The organism is Pseudoalteromonas sp. K222D (assembly GCF_017653575.1).
Taxonomy (GTDB): domain Bacteria; phylum Pseudomonadota; class Gammaproteobacteria; order Enterobacterales; family Alteromonadaceae; genus Pseudoalteromonas; species Pseudoalteromonas nigrifaciens.
In genome coordinates, this window is sequence record NZ_JAGGDL010000010.1 from 31,928 (window position 1) to 53,933 (window position 22,006).

The 22,006-nt window shown below is 39.6% G+C and carries 17 protein-coding genes and 1 tRNA gene; 9 read left to right on the top strand and 9 right to left on the bottom strand.

Annotated features, from left to right (window positions below):
- Positions 1-154 precede the first annotated feature (154 nt).
- Together J5X91_RS07285 and J5X91_RS07290 are read left to right on the top strand one after the other, a co-directional pair.
- Positions 155-1,225, top strand: coding sequence for a histidine kinase (locus tag J5X91_RS07285; RefSeq protein WP_011328084.1), 1,071 nt, complete (start codon positions 155-157; stop codon positions 1,223-1,225).
- The gene (locus J5X91_RS07290) at positions 1,225-2,049 is read left to right on the top strand and encodes a LytTR family DNA-binding domain-containing protein (protein ID WP_089368227.1); all 825 of its coding nucleotides are present in this window, start codon (positions 1,225-1,227) and stop codon (positions 2,047-2,049) included. The genes J5X91_RS07285 and J5X91_RS07290 overlap by 1 nt, the downstream gene beginning before the upstream one ends.
- An 81-nt stretch (positions 2,050-2,130) precedes the next feature.
- Here J5X91_RS07290 and pyk read toward each other — a convergent pair whose 3' ends face one another.
- Positions 2,131-3,567: a pyruvate kinase gene (gene pyk / locus J5X91_RS07295; RefSeq protein WP_011328086.1), complete on the bottom strand. Its 1,437-nt coding sequence runs from the start codon at positions 3,565-3,567 to the stop codon at positions 2,131-2,133.
- Positions 3,568-3,904: 337 nt separating this feature from the next.
- Here pyk and gndA point away from each other — a divergent pair, with 337 nt between their 5' ends.
- A complete protein-coding gene (gene gndA, locus J5X91_RS07300; protein WP_182677646.1) occupies positions 3,905-5,278 on the top strand; it encodes an NADP-dependent phosphogluconate dehydrogenase in 1,374 nt (457 codons plus the stop codon).
- 84 nt (positions 5,279-5,362) lie between these two features.
- On the opposite strand, the gene ansA is transcribed toward gndA, so the two are convergent.
- On the bottom strand, positions 5,363-6,373 hold the full coding sequence (ansA, locus tag J5X91_RS07305) for an asparaginase (RefSeq protein WP_011328088.1): 1,011 nt from the start codon (positions 6,371-6,373) through the stop codon (positions 5,363-5,365).
- A 72-nt stretch (positions 6,374-6,445) separates the two neighbouring features.
- Complete coding sequence (gene sppA, locus J5X91_RS07310; protein WP_011328089.1) at positions 6,446-8,311, bottom strand: signal peptide peptidase SppA; 1,866 nt, start codon at positions 8,309-8,311, stop codon at positions 6,446-6,448.
- 316 nt (positions 8,312-8,627) lie between these two features.
- Here sppA and J5X91_RS07315 point away from each other — a divergent pair, with 316 nt between their 5' ends.
- The 6 genes from J5X91_RS07315 to J5X91_RS07340 all read left to right on the top strand — a co-directional run bounded on the left by J5X91_RS07315 (position 8,628) and on the right by J5X91_RS07340 (position 13,431).
- The gene (locus tag J5X91_RS07315) at positions 8,628-10,589 is read left to right on the top strand and encodes an NADPH-dependent 2,4-dienoyl-CoA reductase (RefSeq protein ID WP_208834328.1); all 1,962 of its coding nucleotides are present in this window, start codon (positions 8,628-8,630) and stop codon (positions 10,587-10,589) included.
- Positions 10,590-10,808: 219 nt separating this feature from the next.
- Positions 10,809-11,357, top strand: coding sequence for an NAD(P)H nitroreductase (locus J5X91_RS07320; RefSeq protein WP_208834329.1), 549 nt, complete (start codon positions 10,809-10,811; stop codon positions 11,355-11,357).
- Positions 11,358-11,681: 324 nt separating this feature from the next.
- On the top strand, positions 11,682-12,059 hold the full coding sequence (locus J5X91_RS07325; RefSeq protein WP_011328092.1) for a hypothetical protein: 378 nt from the start codon (positions 11,682-11,684) through the stop codon (positions 12,057-12,059).
- A gap of 154 nt (positions 12,060-12,213) precedes the next feature.
- A tRNA-Ser gene (locus J5X91_RS07330) sits at positions 12,214-12,304 on the top strand.
- A 50-nt stretch (positions 12,305-12,354) separates the two neighbouring features.
- The gene (locus J5X91_RS07335; RefSeq protein WP_011328093.1) at positions 12,355-12,741 is read left to right on the top strand and encodes a hypothetical protein; all 387 of its coding nucleotides are present in this window, start codon (positions 12,355-12,357) and stop codon (positions 12,739-12,741) included.
- A gap of 69 nt (positions 12,742-12,810) precedes the next feature.
- Complete coding sequence (locus tag J5X91_RS07340) at positions 12,811-13,431, top strand: FKBP-type peptidyl-prolyl cis-trans isomerase (protein ID WP_011328094.1); 621 nt, start codon at positions 12,811-12,813, stop codon at positions 13,429-13,431.
- A 230-nt stretch (positions 13,432-13,661) separates the two neighbouring features.
- Here the strand turns inward: J5X91_RS07340 and J5X91_RS07345 are convergent, their stop codons facing one another.
- The 6 genes from J5X91_RS07345 to ubiG form a co-directional block, all read right to left on the bottom strand.
- Positions 13,662-16,028: a TonB-dependent receptor gene (locus tag J5X91_RS07345; RefSeq protein ID WP_208834330.1), complete on the bottom strand. Its 2,367-nt coding sequence runs from the start codon at positions 16,026-16,028 to the stop codon at positions 13,662-13,664.
- Between the two features lie 278 nt (positions 16,029-16,306).
- Entirely contained in the window at positions 16,307-16,576 is a 270-nt protein-coding gene (gene yfaE / locus J5X91_RS07350; RefSeq protein WP_011328096.1) for a class I ribonucleotide reductase maintenance protein YfaE, read from the bottom strand.
- Positions 16,576-17,706, bottom strand: coding sequence for a class Ia ribonucleoside-diphosphate reductase subunit beta (gene nrdB, locus J5X91_RS07355; protein WP_011328097.1), 1,131 nt, complete (start codon positions 17,704-17,706; stop codon positions 16,576-16,578). The genes yfaE and nrdB overlap by 1 nt, the downstream gene beginning before the upstream one ends.
- 67 nt (positions 17,707-17,773) lie before the next feature.
- Positions 17,774-20,056: a class 1a ribonucleoside-diphosphate reductase subunit alpha gene (gene nrdA / locus J5X91_RS07360; protein WP_011328098.1), complete on the bottom strand. Its 2,283-nt coding sequence runs from the start codon at positions 20,054-20,056 to the stop codon at positions 17,774-17,776.
- Positions 20,057-20,468: 412 nt separating this feature from the next.
- Positions 20,469-21,149 carry an HAD-IA family hydrolase gene (locus J5X91_RS07365; protein WP_208834331.1) on the bottom strand — a complete coding sequence of 227 codons (681 nt, stop codon included), beginning with the start codon at positions 21,147-21,149 and terminating at the stop codon, positions 20,469-20,471.
- Positions 21,149-21,859: a bifunctional 2-polyprenyl-6-hydroxyphenol methylase/3-demethylubiquinol 3-O-methyltransferase UbiG gene (gene ubiG / locus J5X91_RS07370; RefSeq protein ID WP_208834332.1), complete on the bottom strand. Its 711-nt coding sequence runs from the start codon at positions 21,857-21,859 to the stop codon at positions 21,149-21,151. The genes J5X91_RS07365 and ubiG overlap by 1 nt, the downstream gene beginning before the upstream one ends.
- Between the last annotated feature and the right edge of the window lie 147 nt (positions 21,860-22,006).

Sequence of the window (22,006 nt, forward strand, 5' to 3'; positions counted from 1 at the left end):
CGAAAGGTTTATTCCTTTCGCTTTTTTATGCGTAACAATAGATGCGATCAATACCTGTTTGCGGCAAGGCTCTTAAAAAGCAAGATGGTTGGTAGTGCTAAGCGTTTACATAACTCGATATAATAGTGACAAATACATAGGGTAATAATTTATTTTGAATTGGCAATCTTTGATTGATAACAGACAGCGTTTTTTTTGGCTCTTGCAAGTAGCAGGCTGGATTGGTTACGCCTTGGTAAATTATATCGGCTCTAAAGTATTTGAAATGCGCGATATTTACGTATTTGTTATTTTATTAAATGCCTACGCAGGCTGTTTAATGACAGTGCCGCTGCGCTATATTTACCGAAAAATTTGGCATGCCTCACCTTGGGTATTAATGCTGGTTGTATTTAGCGCGTCCTATATTACGGGCACTTTATGGGCTGTGGTACAAAAATTTAATTTATGGGAAATATACCGCCATGGCTATCGGCCAGAAGAATGGTTTTACTACCTGCAGCAAGGCTTAGATTCGGTATACATAATTTTATGTTGGAGTGGTTTATACTTTGGCGTTAAGTATTACCAGCTATTACAAAGTGAGCGTCAAAAAGCACTAAAAGCCACTACCATGGCGCACGAAGCTCAATTAAAAATGCTTAGGTATCAGTTAAATCCGCACTTTTTATTTAATACCCTCAATGCTATTTCTACATTAATTTTGGTAAAAGAGAACAAAGATGCTAATTTAATGGTGTCAAAATTAAGCGACTTTTTACGTTATACACTTAATACAGATCCAATTAAAAAAGTGCCGCTAGAGCAAGAGTTACATGCCTTAATGCTTTATTTAGAAATAGAGCGAGTGCGGTTTGATGAACGCTTAAAAGTAAATATAGAAATTAGTGAGCAAGCAAAGCAGGCATTAGTGCCGAGCTTGATTTTACAACCTATTATAGAAAATGCGATTAAGTATGCAATTGCACACTTAGTAGAGGGCGGTGTAATAGATATTAAGGCGCAAGTGTTTGCTAATGAATTATTACTTGAAGTAGGTGATAATGGACCAGGAACAGAACTAATTAATGGTCAGTTGGTAAATGCTCAAGGTGTAGGCGTTGCAAATACCAAGGATAGATTAAAAACGCTCTACGAAAATAATTATTCGTTTGTATTATCGCATAATACGCCAAGTGGGTTAAAAGTTAATCTGCGAGTACCGTTTGAGAAGGCAGTAAAGTAATGATAAAAATAAAAACACTTATAGTTGATGATGAGCCATTAGCACGTAGAGGCTTAGCTGTAAGGCTTGAAGAGTTTGCTGACATTGAAGTGATCAAACAATGTAGTTCCGGTGCCGATGCGATTGAAATATGTAAAAATCAAAAAATAGATCTCATTTTTTTAGATATTCAAATGCCTGGTATGAACGGTTTTGAAGTTGCACGCGCGTTAAGCGAAAGTACACGAGTATTACCAGCTATTGTTTTTGTTACTGCTTTTGATCAGTTTGCAGTTAAAGCATTTGAAATACATGCTTTAGATTACATTTTAAAACCCGTTGATGACAACAGACTTAAGCAGGCGGTAGAAAAAGTGCATACTTATTTAAAAACGCAGCAAGACAACGCCCATAAGAAAAAACTAGCAAGCTTTGTCGCTGGGATCACAGGTAATAATTGCGAAGAAATACTTAAAAAATTAGCCACAGGCGACACATTAACGGATAGACGTTACCCAGAGTCGCTTGCCGTAAAAGAGCAGGGCGAAATAATTCGTGTGCCAGTTGTTACTATTCAATGGGTTGATGCTGCGGGTGATTATATGTGCCTACATTGCCAAGATGGGCAAACGCATATATTACGTAAAACCATGAAAGAGCTTGAACAAGAGCTTGATCCGCAGTTGTTTGTACGCGTGCATCGCAGTGCAATTGTAAATACTAAACAAATCAGTAAATTGGTCACTCAAGTAAGTGGTGAATATTTATTAGTACTTGAAAACGGTCAAGAGCTTAAAGTAAGCCGTAGCTACCGCGATAAAGTAAAAGCAGCATTAGCGAGTTAATATTTCAGTTAGTGATTGTAGAGTAGATACAAAAAAAGCGAGCTAAGCTCGCTTTTTGTATTTAAGTTACTGTATTAAATATTAGCTTACAGTAACAATTTTCATGGTGTTAGTTGCGCCCACAGTTTCCATAGAGTCACCGTGCGTAATAATAACTGTATCGCCAGACTCTAAAGCACCTTGTTCAACAAGTGTTGCAAGTGCCGCTTTAACCATGCCGTCTTTTTCAGTTTTAGTAGAATCAAAAAATACTGGATAAACACCACGGTATAGCGCAGTTTGTCCTAGTGTACTGGCATGGCGAGATAACGAGTAAATAGGTAAACCTGAGCTAATACGCGACATTAATTTAGCCGTACTACCTGATTCAGTTAAGGTAACAATTGCTTTTACTGAATCTAAGTGGTTTGCTGCATACATAGCCGAAAGGGCGATAGATTCTGCATTACTTGAAAAACGACTGTCTAAACGATGTTTAGAAACATGCGTTTCTTTTTGCGACTCAGCACCTAAACAAACTCGCGCCATAGTTGCAACTGTTTCTTCAGGATAATCCCCCGCGGCTGTTTCAGCCGAAAGCATTACGGCATCAGTACCATCAAGCACTGCGTTGGCAACATCCATTACTTCAGCACGTGTTGGCATTGGATTGTCGATCATCGACTCCATCATTTGCGTCGCAGTAATAACGGTACGGTTTAATGAGCGCGCACGGCGAATAATGAGTTTTTGCTTGCCCATTAGCGCGGCATCACCAATTTCAACACCTAAATCACCGCGGGCAACCATGACCGCATCAGACGCAAGAATAATATCATCAACGGCTTCTTGTGTTTCAACGGCTTCTGCACGTTCAATTTTTGCCAATAACTGCGCTTTTGAACCTGCGGCTTCAGCCAGTGAGCGTACGTAGCGCATATCATCGCCACTGCGTGGGAATGAAACGGCTATATAGTCAACGTCAATTTCTGCAGCTGTAAGTAGGTCTTCTTTGTCTTTTTCTGTAAATGCCGGCGCAGTTAAGCCGCCGCCTAAACGGTTAATCCCTTTATTGTTAGATAAAACACCGCCAACAGTTACAGTACAATGTACTAAGTGGCCAACAACTTCGTTAACGCGTAGCTGAATAAGGCCATCGTTTAACAGCAGTAAATCATTAGCGCTTACATCGTTAGGTAGTTCTTTGTAATCTATACCAACAGCGTTAATATCGCCTTCGCCTAACTCCATTTTTGCATCAAGGGTAAATTTGGCACCAACAGCAAGGGTTACTTTACCTTCTTTAAAGGTAGAAACACGAATTTTAGGGCCTTGTAAGTCAGCAAGAATAGCAATATGTTTACCTAAGCGTTTAGCAATTTCGCGTACCGCTTGGGCGCGGTCTTTGTGATCTTGTGCCACACCGTGCGAGAAGTTTAAACGTACGACATTTGCACCTGCGCAAATAATTTTTTCTAAGTTGTTATCTCTATCAGTAGCAGGCCCTAGTGTCGCGACTATTTTTGTGCGTCTTAGCATTTAATTCTCCTGTATGCTTAATTTTAAGCAGATTGACGGTTATTTTGTTTTATAAAGCAGTTACCATTAGCAGGTAAAGTTTTAGTTATGAGCAATTTTTATTGTATTGCCACTATTATATACAAAATGAATGTGCGATCATTATGACACCGGTGTCAGGGGGCGTCAATGATCTATAAATTTTTAATCTAGCGACTATTTCTCCCCCTGAGTCCGCTGTTGTTTGATATAATTACATTGTGATAAAAGTATATTTTTTTGCTCATGATATAATACACGTGCCAAAGTATTTATTTAAATTAACTAACCAATTAGTTGTTACCGAGGAGGGCACTAAATGCAAGTTGCATTAGTAGGGTTAGGCGTTATGGGGAAAAACCTTGCCCTAAACTTAATTGAAAAGGGCATAACGCTGGTCGCTTATGACAAAAACCCCCATGCGGGTGAAGAGTTATTGAGCTGCGCTAAGTCAGAAGGTTTAGCTGATAAGCTGCACATTGTTTCTGATTTAGGAGACATGGTTAGACGTTTAGAAGCACCGCGTTCTATTTTGTTGCTTGTTCCTGCGGGCGAGTTGGTTGATGCTGTATGCAGTGAACTCATAGAAGCAGGCGTACAGTGCAGCGATATTATAGTTGACTGTGGTAACAGTAATTATAAAGACGGTATTAACCGCAAGCTTAAATACCAAAATAAATTTGAGTTTGCCACTATGGGGATTTCAGGCGGCGCAGAAGGTGCTCGTCATGGTCCTGCAATGATGGCAAGCGGATCTGAAGGTGGTTGGGAGCGTGTCGAGCCATGGTTTACAAAGGTTGCTGCAAGTTATAAGGGTGAATCGTGTTTCGCTCGTGTGGGCCAATCAGCCAGTGGTCACTTTGTAAAAATGGTTCATAACGGCATTGAATATGCGCTAATGCAACTTATTGCTGAAGTGTATCAATTGCTGCGTCATGGCACTGGGCGTTCACCTAAAGAAGTAGCAGAAATTTTTGACGAATGGTCGCAAGAGCATTTAAACAGCTACTTATTGTCTATTTCTAGCCACATATTGTCACTTGAAAATCAAAATAATGTACCACTTGTGGACTTAATTGATAATAAAGTGGGCGCTAAAGGCACAGGTTTATGGACTGCGCAAAATGCATTAGAGCTTGGTATTGCAGTACCGTCTTTAGTAGCTGCAGTGCAAGCACGTCATTTAACGAATGTTTATGACACAACTGCTGCACAAGAGATGACTTACGCCGATAGAGCAACCACTAAAGTTGAAATTGACTTAGTTGAGCTTAAAGATGCATTTACCTTAGCGAGTTTACTTGCTTATCGCCAAGGTTTGGCTTTAATTAAAGGCGCGTCGCGTACGCATCAGTGGAAAGTAGATTTGTCTAAAACACTGCAAACATGGCGTGCGGGTTGTATTATTCGTGCTGATTATTTAGATAGTGTTGCACAAGGCGTTGAATTTATTGACACCCTTGATAAAGAAGTATTTGCACTGCGTAAAATAACAGGCCAAGCAATGATGACAGGCTTAGCGTTTCCGGTGCTTAGCTCATCGCAAACTTACTTTGCTACATTAACCACTCCAAGTAATGGGCATTTAGTACAAGCCCAGCGTGATTACTTTGGTGAGCATGGGGTTAAAACCCATACAGGTGAAGTGTGTCATTTAACAGACTTAGTTGGGATTGACGCGAAAGTACGTTAATCAACCAGAGTTCAGGTTAATTATTAAAACGACAAAAAAAGCACGCTAAATTTAGCGTGCTTTTTTAATTTTAAGTCCGCTAAATTAACGGGTTAACTCACCGCGTAAATTGTCTTGCATTAAGTGGCGAATTGTCTCTACTTCAAGGTTTTGACTTAATAAGTAATGCAGCTTAGTTAAGCAAGCCTCTAATGTCATATCGTAACCACTGATCACACCTATATTAAGGAGCGCGTTACCCGTTGCATAGCCGCCCATATTTACATGACCTTTTATGCATTGGGTTAAATTTATAATAATAACGCCGCGCTTGCTGGCTTGCTCTAAAATAGTTAAAAATTCAGGATCTTGTGGTGCATTGCCTACGCCAAAACTTAATAATACCAATGCTTTAATGCTACCGTTTACTAAGCTTTTCACAACCTCGGTACTAATACCCGGATATAAATGCAGCACACCAATAGGCTGCGTTGTAATGGGGGTTACTTGTAAATCGTTTTCAACATAGGGGCTTAATTGGCCTTTTATAAGTTGAATATTAATACCTGAAAGCGCTAAAGGCTCAAGGTTTGGTGAGGCAAATGCATCAAATCCATCGGCATGGGCTTTAGTGGCTCGATTACCACGAAACAACTGATTATTAAAAAATAAGCTTACTTCAGCAATAGGGTAGTTTGCTGCTAAGTACATAGCATTGAGTAAATTCACTTGCCCGTCTGAGCGCAATTGCGACAAGGGAATTTGTGAGCCGGTAACGATTACAGGCTTAGTTAAGTTTTCAAACATAAAAGATAAGGCGGCGGCGGTATACGCCATAGTGTCGGTGCCGTGGAGGACAACAAAGCCATCATAGTCTTGATATTTGTTTTTTATATCATCTGCTATTAACTGCCAGTGAGCAGGCGTCATATCAGAGGAATCAATTAAAGGGCAATACTCGTGAATATCAAAAAGTGGCATTTCTTCACGGTTAAATTCTGCATTATTGACCACAGTCTGAGTTAAGAACCCTTCTGCAGGAATATAGCCGCGACTCGATTTTTTCATCCCAATTGTACCGCCAGTGTAAGCGATGTAAATGCGTTTACGTTTCATAAAAAAAGCCCAGTAAAATAACTGGGCTTAGTATAACTTTAAATACAACTGCTTATAAAGGCAGATGCACTTTTATTGTGCGACAGAGCAAGCTAAACAGCGCGCATAAACACCTTGTGGATCGTTATAATCTTTAAGGTTATCTATTTCACTACTTAAACGCTTAACCACACTTTGTAAGTTAGCTTGCGTTGCAAGCACCGAGGTTGTTGCGTTGTTACTGCCAAGCATAGATTTAACCGACGCATTACCTAAAATATCTTGAATCATTTTTTGTTGCGGGCTCAAGCTTTGTTTAATCGTTTTAACATCGTAATGATTTAGTTTAGCAAGTGCTGCTGCCGCTTTAATTGCGTCTTGCTTATCACCTAGTTTATCGATTAAGCCTAGCTCTTGTGCTTTTGCTGCGATCCATACACGGCCTTGGGCAATATTATCAACTTGCTCAGGTGTCATGTTACGTGCATCTGCAACCACATCTAAAAAGCGTCCGTAGGCCTCCTCAACACTCATTTGAATTACTTGCGCCATTTTGTCATCAAGCGGGCGAGTAATAGAAAACCCAGCCATGTCGGTTGTTGCCACGCCATCCGAGTAAACACCAAGGTTAGATAAGGTGTTTTCAAAGGTCATAAAGGTGCCAAATACGCCAATAGAGCCGGTAATTGTGCTTGGCGCAGCCCAAATTTCATTCGCTGCTGAAGCAATCCAATAACCGCCAGAAGCCGCAACAGAGCTCATTGAAGCAATAACAGGTTTACCTGCTGCTTTAAGTGCTAACACCTCAGCGCGAATAACTTCAGAGGCAAACATACTGCCGCCACCCGAATCAATGCGCAGTACTACGGCTTTAACTTTGTCATCTAAACGTGCATTACGCAGTAGTGCAGCTGTAGAGTCGCCGCCAATTTCGCCGGCTTTGCGCTCACCATCTACAATTGTACCTCTAGCAACAACTACCGCGACTTTTTCTGTCATTGGGTTATCAAATACAACAGGGGGCTTAACTAGGCTTAAATATTGACGAAATGAAACTTGTTTAAAAGTTTTGCCTTTTTCATCAGCGCCAACTAAATCAATTAACTGTTGGCGAACTTGTTGATTGGTTTTTAATGTGTCGACCCATTGATTATCTAGCGCATATTGACCCGCGTCGCCATTTGCAGCTGTCATTTTTGCTAAAAATACATCCATGGTTTCGTCAAAATTTGATTCATCAAAAGGACGTACTGCAGCAACATCTTGTTTGTATTCATTCCAAAGTGCAGTTAACCATACGCGATTAGCTTCTTTAGCTGCATCCGACATGTCATTGCGAATAAACGGCTCAACTGCCGATTTAAACGTACCAACACGGAATATATGCTGCGTTACTTTTAACTTTTCAAGTGCTTCTTTAAAGTACAGTGGGTACATACCAAAGCCTTCAATTGCTACACTGCCATAAGGGTGCATAGCGACTTCATCTGCATGTGCTGCAATGTAGTATTGAGCTTGAGTGTAGTAATAACCAGAGGCAATAACCTTTTTACCCGTTTGTTTAAATGCTTCAAGTGCCTTGGTAATTTGTTTTAATTTATTTAAATGCGCTTTTGGCATTTCTTGTAAATCTAACAGTATTACGCTGATACGGTCGTCTTTTGCGGCTTCGTTAATAACCTCAACTATATCATCGAGTAAAATTTCACCCGGTGATTCAGCGTTTGAAGTAGCATCACTAATTGCTGCTTCAATAGGATCTATATAGGTTTTTTCTTCAACAATAGGGCCGTTAAGGTTTAGTCTAAGTACTGAGCCATTTTCTACAATTATTTTATCGCCGTCACTTGAAAGAGACACAATAAAAACAATAACCAGTAATAAAAATAAAATGTTGAGTATTAAACGACGAGAAAAATTTATCCCAGTCCAAATACCTTTAAATACTTTTGCAATCAAAATAGATCCTTAATTTGGTACAACTAATACATTACAAACATCTTAGCTCAGAATATAAATAAATTTAACTGCTAAATCGTAACGAAGTATTTATAAAGCTAATTATGCCACTGTTGCTATTCACATTTTTATCAATATAAACTTCAGTTGCACTTTTTGAAATTAAAAAAGTAGGCTTGTAATAGCCGAAAAATGGGTATTGTTAGCCTAATGTGCAACAGTTTATTAAAATACTAAGTTCAGATATTGCTTATTGGTCGGTATTAAAGCAGAATTGATTAATGCACACAGGTTAGACCAGTTAATGGGGCACAGGATGTTAGAACAACAATTACAATTAAAACACACACAATTACGTAACCGCTTAGTAATGGGCTCAATGCACACCGGTCTTGAAGAAGGTTGGCATAACCGCAAACGCCTACGTGCTTTTTACGAAGCACGTGCTAAAGGTGGTACTGCCATGTTAATTACCGGGGGCTATAGCCCAAATTTGCGCGGTAAATTAACGCCTATTTCGTCATCCTTTAATAGCTATTACGATGTTTTTAAACATCGTGCTTACACCAATGCAGTACACAAGCATGGTGGTAAAATATGTTTGCAACTACTTCATGCCGGGCGTTATGCGTATCACCCTTTTAATCAAGCTCCGAGCGCAATTAAAGCACCTATAAGTCCTTATAAGCCAAAGGCAATGTCGTTAAGCTCAATTAAAAAAACTATTAAAGACTTTGCACATTCAGCCTACATGGCTGAAAAAGCAGGCTACGATGGCGTAGAAGTAATGGGCTCTGAAGGGTATTTAATTAATGAGTTTATGGCACCGCATACGAATAAACGAAATGATGAGTTTGGTGGCAGTTTAGAAAATAGAATGCGTTTAGCCGTTGAAATAGTTAAAGCGGTTAGGGCTAAGGTATCGGAGCAGTTTTTAATTATTTTTAGACTGTCGGTAATGGATTTAATTCCTAATGGTTCTACCCCTGACGAAGTAACTATTCAAGCGCTTGAACTTGAAAAAGCGGGTGTTGATATTTTTAATACAGGAATAGGGTGGCACGAAGCGCGCATTCCTACAATTGCAAGTATGGTTCCGCCTGGGGCGTTTAAAGAAGCATCAAAACGCTTAAAAGATGTAATTAAAGTACCTGTTATCGCGGTAAACCGCATTAACACCCCAGAAATAGCTAACGAAATACTAAACGCAGGCGATGCCGACTTAATTTCGATGGCGCGGCCATTACTGGCTGATCCGGAGTTTTTTAATAAATATAATAATCAGTTATCAAAGCATATTAATATTTGTATAGGGTGTAACCAAGGGTGTTTGGATCACGTATTTAAAGGCAAGCGTGCTACTTGTTTAGTTAACCCACAAGCGGCTTTTGAGCTCGACTACCCACTAGAAAAAACGACTAAAGCTAAAAAGGTATTAGTAGTTGGTGCAGGGCCTGCGGGTTTATCATCAAGTTGTTATTTGGCAGAAAAAGGCCATATGGTAACGCTGATAGATCAAAAAATGCAAATGGGTGGGCAATTCAATTTAGCCATGCAAATACCTGGTAAAGAAGACTTTAATCATACCTTAGCGTATTACACTAATGAGCTTGAACGTTTAAACGTAACGGTTGAGTTAGGTAAAGAATACGACGACAGCATGCTTGCACACTATGATGACATTGTATTTGCCACAGGGGTAAGGCCGCGTGAGGCAAGTATTGAATGCAGTGATGGTAAACGCGTATTTGCCTACGATGAAGTTATTCGTGGTGAAGTAGAGTTAGGTAAGTCAATTGCTATATTAGGCGCCGGTGGAATCGGGTTTGATATGGTGGCTTTTTTAAGCGAGCAAAAGTCGCAAAGTATTAGTGACTTTAAAAGCCAGTGGGGTATTGAGTGCGAACCTAAACCCCATAAAGATGATCGCCAACTGTATATGTTAAAACGCAGTGCAGGTCGCTTTGGTAGTGATTTGGGTAAAACAACAGGCTGGATCCATCGCCAAGTAGCTAAACAACATAGCGTTAAACAAATTGCTGATTGTCAGTATCATAGTTTTGATAAAAATGGTTTAACCATTACAGTAGCAGGAGATAAGCAAGTATTAGCTGTAGATACTGTGATTGCCTGTATTGGTCAGGTTTCTAATAATGAAGTATTGGCAAAGCAAAGCGACAACGCCAAAGTGCATGTTATTGGGGGCGCTAAGCTTGCCACTGCAATTGATGCTAAACGTGCTATTTATGAAGCGCTGCAAATTGCCAGAGAAATATAACATTTTGGCTTAGCCAATAGGCTAGTCTAACTTGTTATAACCAATTGGCTACTGCATACTATACCCCGCTATTTAGGCGGGGTATAAGTTTATCCCGCCTGTTAATATACAGCTTAGGCTGTTTATCTATTATTCTCGCTAAAATAAGCACTGATATTACAGCCTTTATTTTTCTATGTTAAATCAATGCTATGCTAGCTTTTATTTTGAGAGATGGTTATGAACGCGATTGAATTATTATTGACCCGTCAATCTGACGCCAAATTAACAGAGCCAGGCCCAAATGAAGAACAACTCGCGGTGATCCAGCAAGCTGCGCTACGTGTTCCCGACCATGGTTGTATTGCACCTTGGCAATTTATTGTTGTAGAGGGTGATGCGCGCCATAAATTAGGCGACATTTTTCAGCAAAGTGCAATTGCAGAGCAACAAGCCGAAAAAATGATTGAGCGCACAAAAGAGCACCCGTTGCGCGCGCCTATGATTATTATTGCTATAGCAAAGTATCAAGAACATCCAAAAGTTCCGCGAATTGAGCAAATACAAAGCGCAGGGTGTAGCGTATTTGCTATGCAACAAGCGGCTTTTGCACAAGGGCTTAGTGGTATTTGGCGAACTGGTTTTTTTGCGCAAAGCCCTGCAGTTAAACAGGCATTAAAATTAAATGAGCAAGACGAAATAGTGGGCTATTTGTATTTAGGCACACCGGCTGTTGATTGTAAAAAGTCGCCTCGTCATAAAGCTATTGATTTTTTCAGCTACTTATAAAATAAGATGAACTTTTTGCCCTACTTATACTCATACACCATTAACGCTTGTATGTTAGAGTGGATGTGTAAGTAACCAGAACTCTTGATAATAAATCTATCTCTAGCAGCTATTTTCAACGCTAGAGAAAATAAGTTTAAATATCATTATTATTAAATGTGTTAGTAAATGCCTTAACCAGAGTTCAGGTTAAGTAGTTTAGCTGTGAGAAGTGCTAGGATGCGTAATCTATAAAACTCCTTCTGCAGTTTGTTTTTTAATCGATTGTTTTTTGATAAAGTATGGAAAGTCTTAATAAAAACAAAGATAAAGAAGACGAAATTAATGGGAAATTTATTTTTACGTGAAAAAGAAAGTTGGCTGGCCTGGTCTTTTTGGGGCGCCATAGGTGCTTTTATAACCCTTTATGTTGCAATGAGTACCAGTAAAGCACATTTTATTGTTGCCTCATCAATGGGTGTGTTAGTTGTTTTAACCTGGTGGATGCAACAATCTAAACGCTATGACTTTGGTCGTGCATTTAAAATATGTTGTTATGTGTTATTACTCACCGTATTGCCTGCATTTTTGGTTGTAGTAGTACCTAGTGATGATTTAAATCGATTTGATTTAATATTTCAAAGTGCAACATTTTTAACTTTAAGTTTATTTGTGTGTTTGCTTTGTTCTTGGATTGCACGCAGACCAAAGCAATATTACTAAAATAAACTCCTTTGTTAAATTTAGCAGTCGCTAAATTAATAACCGTTGGTATTTTAATAGATTGCTTTAATTTTAAGCATAAAATTATTTTTAACGATTTTATGCTTTTAGGCCTTTACAAGTTTGTCATTTACCCCTATTATTCGCGCTGTGCGGAGAGATGGCAGAGTGGTCGAATGCACCGGTCTTGAAAACCGGCATGGGTTTATAGCCCATCTAGGGTTCAAATCCCTATCTCTCCACCATTATTTAAAAAAACCGCCTTATTGGCGGTTTTTTGCTTTGTGGAACTTGTATGTCAAAATCAACTAACCTTTCAACCTCACAGCAATTAATTAAACACGTTTTATTATGGATTGTGTTTGCTTATTGTTATCAAAGTGCAATAAGTTTATTAGTCAAAATGGCACTTGATGCGCAACCAAATAACCCTGTTATTACCGCCTTTGTTTATGCCCTCGGTTTTAATATTTTAGTGGCTCATTTAATTACTAAATACGATAAATTTTGGCCAGTTATTGGCTCAGTATTTATAGGTTTAGTTGGGCTTGTGGTAATTCCATTTTTATTATTTGGTGCTAGTGGATTACTCACTTTAGCGCTACTTGCTGGAATTTTATGCAGTTTACCAGTGAGTACCTATATTGTTGGCCTAATTAAAGTAAAACACAGCAAAAACTAGCCCCAAAGCGGGTTTATTTTGTGATAGCATAGTCGCGTCTTTTAACTAACAAAACGTGAAAAACACATTATGTCAGATAATTTTACTACAGATGCTGAAAAAGCAAGTTACGGTATTGGCTTACAAATGGGTGAGCAACTTAAGTCTAATCCTTTTGAAGGCTTAAACCTAAATTCAGTGTTTGAAGGCATGAAAGATGCGTACGCAGGTAGCGCTTTTCAAGTTGAGATCCCTGAGATCCAAGCTGCTTTTGAAAAAATCAATGAAGAAATTCAAGCTCGTCGCGAGCAAGAATCACAAGTACTTGCTGCTGAAGGCATTGCATTTCTAGAAGAAAATGCAAAACGTCCTGAAATCACAGTAACTGAATCAGGTCTTCAATACGAAGTAATTACTACAGGTGAAGGCGACAAGCCAACAGCTGAGTCTACAGTACGTGTTGATTACCACGGTACATTAATTAACGGTACTGTTTTTGATAGCTCATACGAGCGCGGTCAACCTGCTGAATTCCCAGTAGGTGGCGTGATCAAAGGCTGGACTGAAGCATTACAAATGATGCCAGCGGGTACTAAATGGCGTCTTTACGTTCCTCATGACCTTGCTTATGGTGAACGTGGTGCCGGTGCTGCAATCGCACCTTACTCAACACTAGTATTTGATGTTGAGTTACACGAAATTATTGCTTAAGTATTCTTAAGCAATAAATAAAAAACCGCATTCATTAAATTGAATGCGGTTTTTTTGTGTCTTACCGGTATATTTAACTTTTTCTATTGCTCATTTATTTCTTTTTGTGAAAAGTATTTAAAGTAAAATATGTATAAAGAGGATGAAAAACATTGCACTTTAGCAAGCAATAAATACGCCCCAGCATAGCAAGGGGCTTATTAATGATTAGCGGTAATTAAAGTATATTGTTAAAAGTAGCCGCGAATACCAAAACGTAAGTTTCTACCTGGTAATGGGGCGGTGTCTTTAATAAATGAGCTATGTACAAAGCCAAGCTCATCAGTAATATTATCAACGTTGATATATAGTTGTGTATCAAGGTTACCTAAATCTAGCTGATAGTTAGCTTGTGCATCAAATAAAGTATAACCATCGGTTTTAGTCTCATAGGCGGTAATATCGCTTTGTGAAAAATAATGGGTACCGGTTAATGCGAATTGCCAATTACCTAAGTTGTATTGCAACTCAGAGCCTAATTTATTAGCAGGGATACGAGGTAAGTTTTCATCGTCTTGCTTGAGTTTTGCTCGCGTAGAGTCACCAAATACTTTAACCAAGGTGCTTGCGTTAACTTTATAATGCGCATCAAGCTCTAAGCCATACAGCTCGGCGTCTTTACTGGTAAACTGATACACCGCCACACCATGGTCGTGGCCGTTATCAGCCGCTTCTAAACCATGTTCTTCATCAAATACTAAGCCAGTATTTTCTTGAAAGTAAAAGTTTTTAATATCATTATAAAAAAAGTTTACAGAGTAACCAAAGTCACCGCTAAAGCGTCTAAAACCTAAATCAATATTGGTTGAGGTTTCTTGTTTGATATTCTCGGGTTCAAAATGCGCTTCACCGTCTTCAATATGATAGCCTAGGCCAAGCTCATAGGTACCAGTTGCAATGTGTAAGCCATTAGATAATAGCTCTGCAGAGAGCGGGGCACGTTCTGAGTGTGAAAGACTCATTGCCATACTATATCCAGGGGTATATTGCCAAATAGCACCCATTGAAGCGCTAAGGTTAGTAAAGCTTTTAGTGTAGTCAAGTACTTCAGCATTGCTTGTTTGCGTGTCATCATGGCTATGCTGATGCGTTGCTATTTGGCTTTTTATTTTATAGTCTTCAACTCGCGCACCTAACTCAATAGTTACATCACCAAACTCACGTTCTTCTAATAAATATAAAGCATTAGTGGTCGTTACACTGGCTGGCGTAAATGCTTCTTCGCCGTTGGCATCATAATCAGAATCACTGTAGTGATAACCCACCATGCCGTGCCAATCAGCTAATTTATGTTCTATGTTTAAGCGTGCTTCAGTGGTTTTGTTTTTAAATGTAGTGCCTATTTCACCATTTTCAATTTCACTGTGTAAGTAATCTGTATAGCCTAAGCGCAAATTAATGGTTTCAATCCAATTATTATGTAGCGCATAGCTTAATAGACCTTGCCAGCGATCTTGCTCTAACTGGGCAAAAACAGGTGTTTCTTCATGTGCTTCATCACTATGGGCATCGCCGTCGGCTGCATGATCGTGTTCATGTCCGTGATCATGCTCATGACCTGGAATACCATAATCCGTTTTTATTTTACCGTAAGAAAACCCAACCGTTAAATGCTCACCTACGTAGCTAGTACCAAAGTTAACGGTTTCACTGTCGATAAAGGTGTTTTCTACAGAATCTTTACTTTCAACATCACCATCTTCGTGAAGCTGGTTAAATCGTGGTGTTTGATAGTCATCGCCGCTGCGTTTAGTGCCATCAAAATGAAAGTTAAAATTATTATAACCCGTCTCTAACTTTGCAGCGTAGGTATTCGCGTTGGATACCGAATCGTGACTGTATTCTACTGCACCGGTTAATTCATCTATATTACTCGTAGGAATGCGGTTATCAACTACGTTTACCACACCACCAATAGCACCAGAGCCATACAGTAGGGTACTTGGGCCACGTAGTACTTCTATTTGTTCAGCAGCTAAGCTGTCGCTAGAGGTAGCATGATCAGGGCCAATACGCGATGCATCACTGCTGTCTAAGCCATTTTGCATAATTTTAACCCGAGGGCCATCTAAGCCACGAATAATTGGGCTTGATGAAACAGGGCCAAAATAACTCGCGTTAACTCCCGGTAAGCCTTTTAGGGTTTCGCCAAGCGTTGGCTTTGACTTGTTTCTTAGCTCATCACCAGAGAGTACATTTACCGGAGAAATCATTTCTAAGCTACTTTTGTGCAAGGCCGATGCAAACACAACTACAGTTTCAATAGAGGTTGGCTTTAAAGCAATTGCAATATTGTTTGATGACTCGGTTACCGTAATGCGTGAATCGCTATAGTTATCTTTGCTAATATGCAGCTGGCCGCTCGCATCAAGCTCAATGGCAAACTCGCCAAGCTTGTTAGTTTTAACGCTTTGAGATTTACCGTGTACATGAATAGTAGCGTTTTCAATAGGTTGATTTTTTTCATCTGTTACTTTGCCATTAACAGTGGCAGCAAGTGCAGAGTGAGAGCATAAAACAGAAAAAATTGCAGAGGAGATTAATGTTAGCTTAGTCATGAGTCTTTGAGTTCGTGGTTGTTATGTTGTGATATAATATAACACTACAAAAGCGACGGTTCAATGATGTTATAGTATAACTTTATCGGTTTTAGTAATTAATTAGCAGGGAAATCTGCAAGGCTCTGATTGTTAACAATTTATAAAGGTTAATTAATTTAGTTTATGAATATGCTTTTTATAAAGGGCTAAAAAGTACTTTAAACTAAGTGGTTTAAAAGTACTTAAAACTGATTAGAGAGTGATTTTTAGACTGTTTGGTTTAAATGAAGTTGAAGTTAAAGTTTAATATGTATGTCGCCATTAGGTTTGCAGCAGCACAACAGTATTTCGCCGTCGCGTACAAACGCTAGAGGCTCTTCATTATAATCAACTTTACCTGACACTAAAGTCGCTCTGCAGGCACCGCAATAGCCTTCGCGGCATTGAAAGGCCACTTCTATCTGTTGAGATTCTAGGCAGTGTAAAACAGAAGGACAGCCAGTGCTAAATTCTATACACTGGCTGTTATCTGCAAGCGTAATGCTTGCAGTAGGTCGATCAGTCATTATAAATCAAAGTCACCAAATTCAGAGGCATCAACTTGCGAGTCTATTTGACCAACAAGGTAGGAGCTAATTTCAGCTTCTTGTGGTGCTACTTGCACGTTATCTGACACCAACCAAGAGTTTATCCATGGGATGGGATTACTGTTGTTTTTAAACTGTGCAGGAAAACCAATGGCTGTCATTCGAGCGTTGGTAATGTATTCAACGTACTGACATAAAATGTGTTTATTTAAGCCAATCATTGAGCCATCTTTGAATAAGTACTCGGCCCATTCTTTTTCTTGCTCTGCAGCGTCCACAAACATTTTAATTGCTTCGTCGCGGCACTGCGCGGCAACAATCGCCATTTCTGGATCGTCTTTACCGTCTTGCATAATATTTAAAATATGCTGAGTGCCAGATAAATGTAGCGCTTCATCGCGGGCAATAAGCTTGATTATTTTAGCGTTACCTTCCATCAATTCACGCTCAGCAAACGCAAACGAGCAGGCAAAGCTGACATAAAAACGAATCGCTTCTAAAATATTTACCGACATCATTGCCAGGTAAAGTTTCTTTTTCAGCTCAAATAAATTAACAACAACAGATTTACCGTTAATCTCGTGTTTGCCTTCACCGTATAAATTATAAAGCGACACTGAGTTAATTAAATCATCGTAGTATTTTGTTACCGCATCGGCACGTTCACTAATTTTATCATTGCTAACTATGTCATCAAAAATAAGTTCAGGTGCTTGGGTAACATTACGAATAATATGCGTGTACGAGCGGCTATGAATCGTTTCACTAAACGCCCACGTTTCTATCCATGTTTCTAACTCTGGTAGCGATACAATAGGTAGTAGGGCCACGTTTGGTGAACGCCCTTGTACGCTATCAAGCAATGTTTGATATTTTAAGTTACTTAAAAATATATGCTTTTCATGATCAGGTAATGCTTGAAAGTCTAAGCGGTCTTTGCTTACGTCTACTTCTTCTGGGCGCCAAAAAAACGAAAGCTGCTTTTCAATTAGTTTTTCAAAAATAGGGTATTTTTGTTGATCATAACGAGATACGTTAACGGTTTGGCCAAAAAACATTGGCTCTTCCATTTGGTTATTATGTTTACGACTAAAGGTAGTATAAGACATGTTTATCACTCAAAAAACTATCAGAATAAAGCGGGCTTAGTGCCCGCTTAAAATAAAAACTCAAAAATTAAATTTTACACGCGCCGCCTGCGCAATCATCATCTTCAAGATCCGGTGTATCTTCTTGTGCATCAGATGCACCATCGCGGGTATTGTGATAGTACAAGGTTTTAACACCCAGTTTGTAGGCGCTAAGCAAATCTTTTAATAAGACTTTCATCGGTACGCGACCGCCTTCAAACTTACCAGGATCATAATTTGTATTGGCCGAAATAGACTGATCAATAAATTTTTGCATTATACCCACAAGTTGTAAGTAACCATCGTTTGAAGGAATATCCCACAGTAACTCGTAGTTATCTTTTAAACGTTCATATTCAGGTACAACTTGCTTTAAAATACCGTCTTTACTTGCTTTAACGCTAATATGACCACGTGGTGGCTCAATACCGTTTGTTGCGTTAGAAATTTGCGACGATGTTTCTGATGGCATTAGCGCACTTACTGTTGAGTTACGCATACCGTGCTCTTTAATGCTGGCACGTAATGCATCCCAATCAAGGTGTAGTGGCTCATCACAAATTTTGTCAAGATCTCGCTTGTACGTATCTGTTGGCATTATACCTTGAGAGTAGGTTGTTTCGTTAAACTTAGGACATGCACCACGCTCTTTAGCAAGCTCGTTTGATGCTTTCATTAAGTAGTATTGAATCGCTTCAAATGTTTTGTGCGTTAGTGCATTTGCGCTGCCATCTGAATAACGCTTACCGTTTTTAGCTAGGTAGTATGCGTAGTTAATTACGCCTATTCCTAGAGTACGACGACCCATAGTGGCATTTTTTGCAGCCGGTACTGGGTAGTCTTGAAAATCAAGTAAGTTATCTAAAGCGCGTACAGCAAGCTCAGCCAATTCTTCAAGTTCATCTAGTGACTCAATAGCCCCTAAGTTAAATGCAGAGAGTGTACATAGCGCAATTTCGCCTTCTTCGTCGTTTACGTTATCCAACGGCTTAGTTGGTAATGCAATTTCTAAACATAAATTAGATTGGCGAATAGGTGCCACTTTAGCAATGAACGGGCTGTGCGTATTACAGTGGTCAACGTTTTGTAAGTAAATACGACCGGTACTTGCACGTTCTTGCGCAAACATTGAGAACAGTTCAATAGCTTTAATGCGTTTTTTACGAATTGATTCGTCTTGTTCGTATTTTACATAAAGCGCGTCAAACTCGTCTTGGTCTTCAAAAAATGCATCGTAAAGGCCTGGCACATCAGAGGGGCTAAACAAGGTAATGTAGTCGTCTTTAATTAAACGCGAGTACATTAGTTTATTAAACTGTACGCCGTAATCTAAATGACGCACGCGGTTGTCATCAACCCCGCGGTTATTTTTAAGTACTAACAAGTTTTCTACTTCTAAATGCCAAAGCGGGTAGAACAAGGTTGCTGCGCCGCCACGTACACCGCCTTGCGAACAGCTTTTAACCGCTGTTTGAAAGTGCTTATAAAAAGGAATACAACCCGTATGGTACGCTTCGCCATTGCGAATATGGCTACCTAAAGCACGAATACGACCTGCGTTAATACCAATGCCAGCACGTTGCGATACGTATTTAACAATTGCAGACGAGGTGGCGTTAATTGAATCAAGGCTGTCGCCACACTCTATTAATACACACGAGCTAAACTGGCGTGTTGGCGTACGAACACCTGCCATAATTGGCGTAGGCAGTGAAATTTTAAACAATGAAATCGCATCGTAAAAACGTTTTATATACGCAATACGTGTATCGCGAGGGTAGTCAGCAAATAAGCTAGCAGCGACTAAAATATATAAAAACTGCGCGCTTTCATAAATCTCACCGGTTACACGGTTTTGAACTAAGTATTTACCTTCAAGCTGTTTAACCGCAGCATAACTAAAGTTAAGGTCACGGCTGTGATCTAGGTATTCGTCTAATTCGTCAAGCTCTTGCTCGGTGTAATCTACCAGTAGGTGAGCGTCGTAGCGTTTGTCGCCAACCATTTTTGTTACATGATCAAATAAACGTGGTGGCTCAAATTGGCCATACGCTTTTTTACGTAAATGGAATACAGCTAAACGTGCTGACAAATACTGATAATCAGGAGATTCTTTTGAAATCTGATCGGCTGCAGCTTTAATGATGGTTTCGTGAATATCTTTAGTACGAATACCGTCGTAAAATTGAATGTGTGATTTTAATTCAACTTGCGAAACCGAAACGTTATTTAACCCTTCGGCGGCCCATTCAATAACGCGATGGATCTTGTCAAGATCAAGTGGCTCTTTACGGCCGTCACGTTTGCTTACAGATAACTGTTGGTTCATAGTTTTGCCTGTATTCCTTGGAAATTAAGTATTTTGACCAATGATTAATACTCCAAAATAACAGAGTATCTATTCATTTATTATTGTTTACACCAATTCAGGCGATTTTATTGAATAACATTTAGCCACAATATCTGGTGTTGTTCAAATTAGAGATCACAAGATAGTGTGGTCCGCGTTGTTTTGCAAGGGACAGAATTGCCCCTAATTGTGGATAACGTCGGGATAACACATTTGTGTTAGTAAGCATTAACCTTCGAACATTCGGTTAAGTTGAAATTTACAAAAATCAACTAAGGATCTACTAAATTTACGCTTTTTAAAAATATATTTTGACTGCTTTTTTTATCAGCAGGCTTTGTGTGAAAACTAACACAATCACAATATATAGTGTTTAATAATTAACATGGCACTATATATGGTTAAAACCTTCAATAGGGCTTTGCCAATTAAAATCGGCCTGCCAGCTCAAAACTTCGGTTAAGTTAGGCACGTAACCCCAAAGTGCGGTTGCGGTGTGCATACCTGCCGCTTTACCTGCTTGAATGTCACGCAAAGCATCGCCAATGTACAAGCAACGATTTGGTGCAACGCCCATTAGCTTGGCACAATGTAGTAAAGGTAAAGGCGAAGGTTTAGCTTCAGCTAAAGTATCGCCACTGATAACCACGCAGGCATTTTTTAAAGCAGGGATCGCGGCCACTAAAGGGTCGGTTAAAAATCCGGGTTTGTTAGTCATGATCCCCCATTTGATGTTTTTTCGCTCCAGTTCGATAAGTAGTGGCTCAATACCAGCAAAGCACGTGGTGTGTTTGGCTATATTAGCCGCGTAGGCATCAATTAATTGCTTAACGAGTTGTGCTTGCGGTTGCTCACCCCATTTATCTTTAAAACCGACCTCTAACAAGGCTGCTGCGCCATTAGATGCAGCAGCGCGATATATCTCACTACTTACTGTATCTAATTGCTGCGAACGCAGTACGGTATTTAAAGCTGCACCTAAGTCATCAGCGGTATCGAGTAAAGTGCCATCTAAGTCAAATAAAAAAGCATCGTACTCTATAGTAGGTGACGTTGATTGAGAGCTAGCCATTACGCTAACTTCTCAAAATGCAGAATATAATTTACGCTTACGTCGGTATTAAGCGAGTACTGCTTAGATAATGGATTATAAGATAACCCAGCACTGGCGCGCACTTTTAAACCCGCTTGTTCAGCCCAGGCAATTAACTGTGCTGGTTTAATAAACTTTTTATGATCGTGAGTGCCTTCAGGCACCATTTTTAATAGCTTTTCTGCACCAATAATGGCGTATAAATAGGCTTTAGGGGTTTTATTAAGTGTTGAAAAAAACACATCAGCACCGGGTTTTGCAAGCTCTGCAACAGCATGAATAATAGAAGCCGGATCGGGTACATGCTCCAGCATTTCCATACAGGTTACTACATCAAAGCGAGCAGGGTGCTCGGATGCATATTGTTCAGCAGGTACTTTAATATACTCTACATGTACGCCTGTCTCTAGGCTGTGTAATTTGGCAACAGTTAAAGGCTCTTGGCCCATATCTATGCCAGTTACCCTTGCTCCCATGCGCGCCATGCTTTGGCTTAAAATACCGCCGCCACAACCTACATCTAGTGTTTCTTTGTCAAATAGACCGCCAGTTTTATTGGCTATAAAGTCTAAACGTAAGGGGTTTATTTCGTGAAGCGGTTTAAATTCCCCGTCTAAATCCCACCACCGCTCTGCGATGGCCTCAAATTTTGCAATTTCTGCGTGATCTACATTTTGATGTTCGGTCATAAAATACTTCCTCGTCAATCTGGGGGCATTATATAGGGCTAAATTGGTAAATCGCAAAGTTTTGCGCCTGTAAATCTAAATAAATTGTGGTAGCATGTTTCTTTAGCAATAATAACAAATTCTCTTGATACCTAATAGTGGGTGTTT

Bases quoted from the DNA above. Each gene is read 5' to 3' on its own strand.
- J5X91_RS07290 (WP_089368227.1), top strand. From the start codon at position 1,225: ATGATAAAAATAAAAACACTTATAGTTGATGATGAGCCATTAGCACGT.
- pyk (WP_011328086.1), bottom strand. From the start codon at position 3,567: ATGCTAAGACGCACAAAAATAGTCGCGACACTAGGGCCTGCTACTGAT.
- gndA (WP_182677646.1), top strand. From the start codon at position 3,905: ATGCAAGTTGCATTAGTAGGGTTAGGCGTTATGGGGAAAAACCTTGCC.
- ansA (WP_011328088.1), bottom strand. From the start codon at position 6,373: ATGAAACGTAAACGCATTTACATCGCTTACACTGGCGGTACAATTGGG.
- J5X91_RS07315 (WP_208834328.1), top strand. From the start codon at position 8,628: ATGTTAGAACAACAATTACAATTAAAACACACACAATTACGTAACCGC.
- J5X91_RS07320 (WP_208834329.1), top strand. From the start codon at position 10,809: ATGAACGCGATTGAATTATTATTGACCCGTCAATCTGACGCCAAATTA.
- J5X91_RS07325 (WP_011328092.1), top strand. From the start codon at position 11,682: ATGGGAAATTTATTTTTACGTGAAAAAGAAAGTTGGCTGGCCTGGTCT.
- J5X91_RS07335 (WP_011328093.1), top strand. From the start codon at position 12,355: ATGTCAAAATCAACTAACCTTTCAACCTCACAGCAATTAATTAAACAC.
- J5X91_RS07340 (WP_011328094.1), top strand. From the start codon at position 12,811: ATGTCAGATAATTTTACTACAGATGCTGAAAAAGCAAGTTACGGTATT.
- J5X91_RS07345 (WP_208834330.1), bottom strand. From the start codon at position 16,028: ATGACTAAGCTAACATTAATCTCCTCTGCAATTTTTTCTGTTTTATGC.
- yfaE (WP_011328096.1), bottom strand. From the start codon at position 16,576: ATGACTGATCGACCTACTGCAAGCATTACGCTTGCAGATAACAGCCAG.
- nrdB (WP_011328097.1), bottom strand. From the start codon at position 17,706: ATGTCTTATACTACCTTTAGTCGTAAACATAATAACCAAATGGAAGAG.
- nrdA (WP_011328098.1), bottom strand. From the start codon at position 20,056: ATGAACCAACAGTTATCTGTAAGCAAACGTGACGGCCGTAAAGAGCCA.
- J5X91_RS07365 (WP_208834331.1), bottom strand. From the start codon at position 21,149: ATGGCTAGCTCTCAATCAACGTCACCTACTATAGAGTACGATGCTTTT.
- ubiG (WP_208834332.1), bottom strand. From the start codon at position 21,859: ATGACCGAACATCAAAATGTAGATCACGCAGAAATTGCAAAATTTGAG.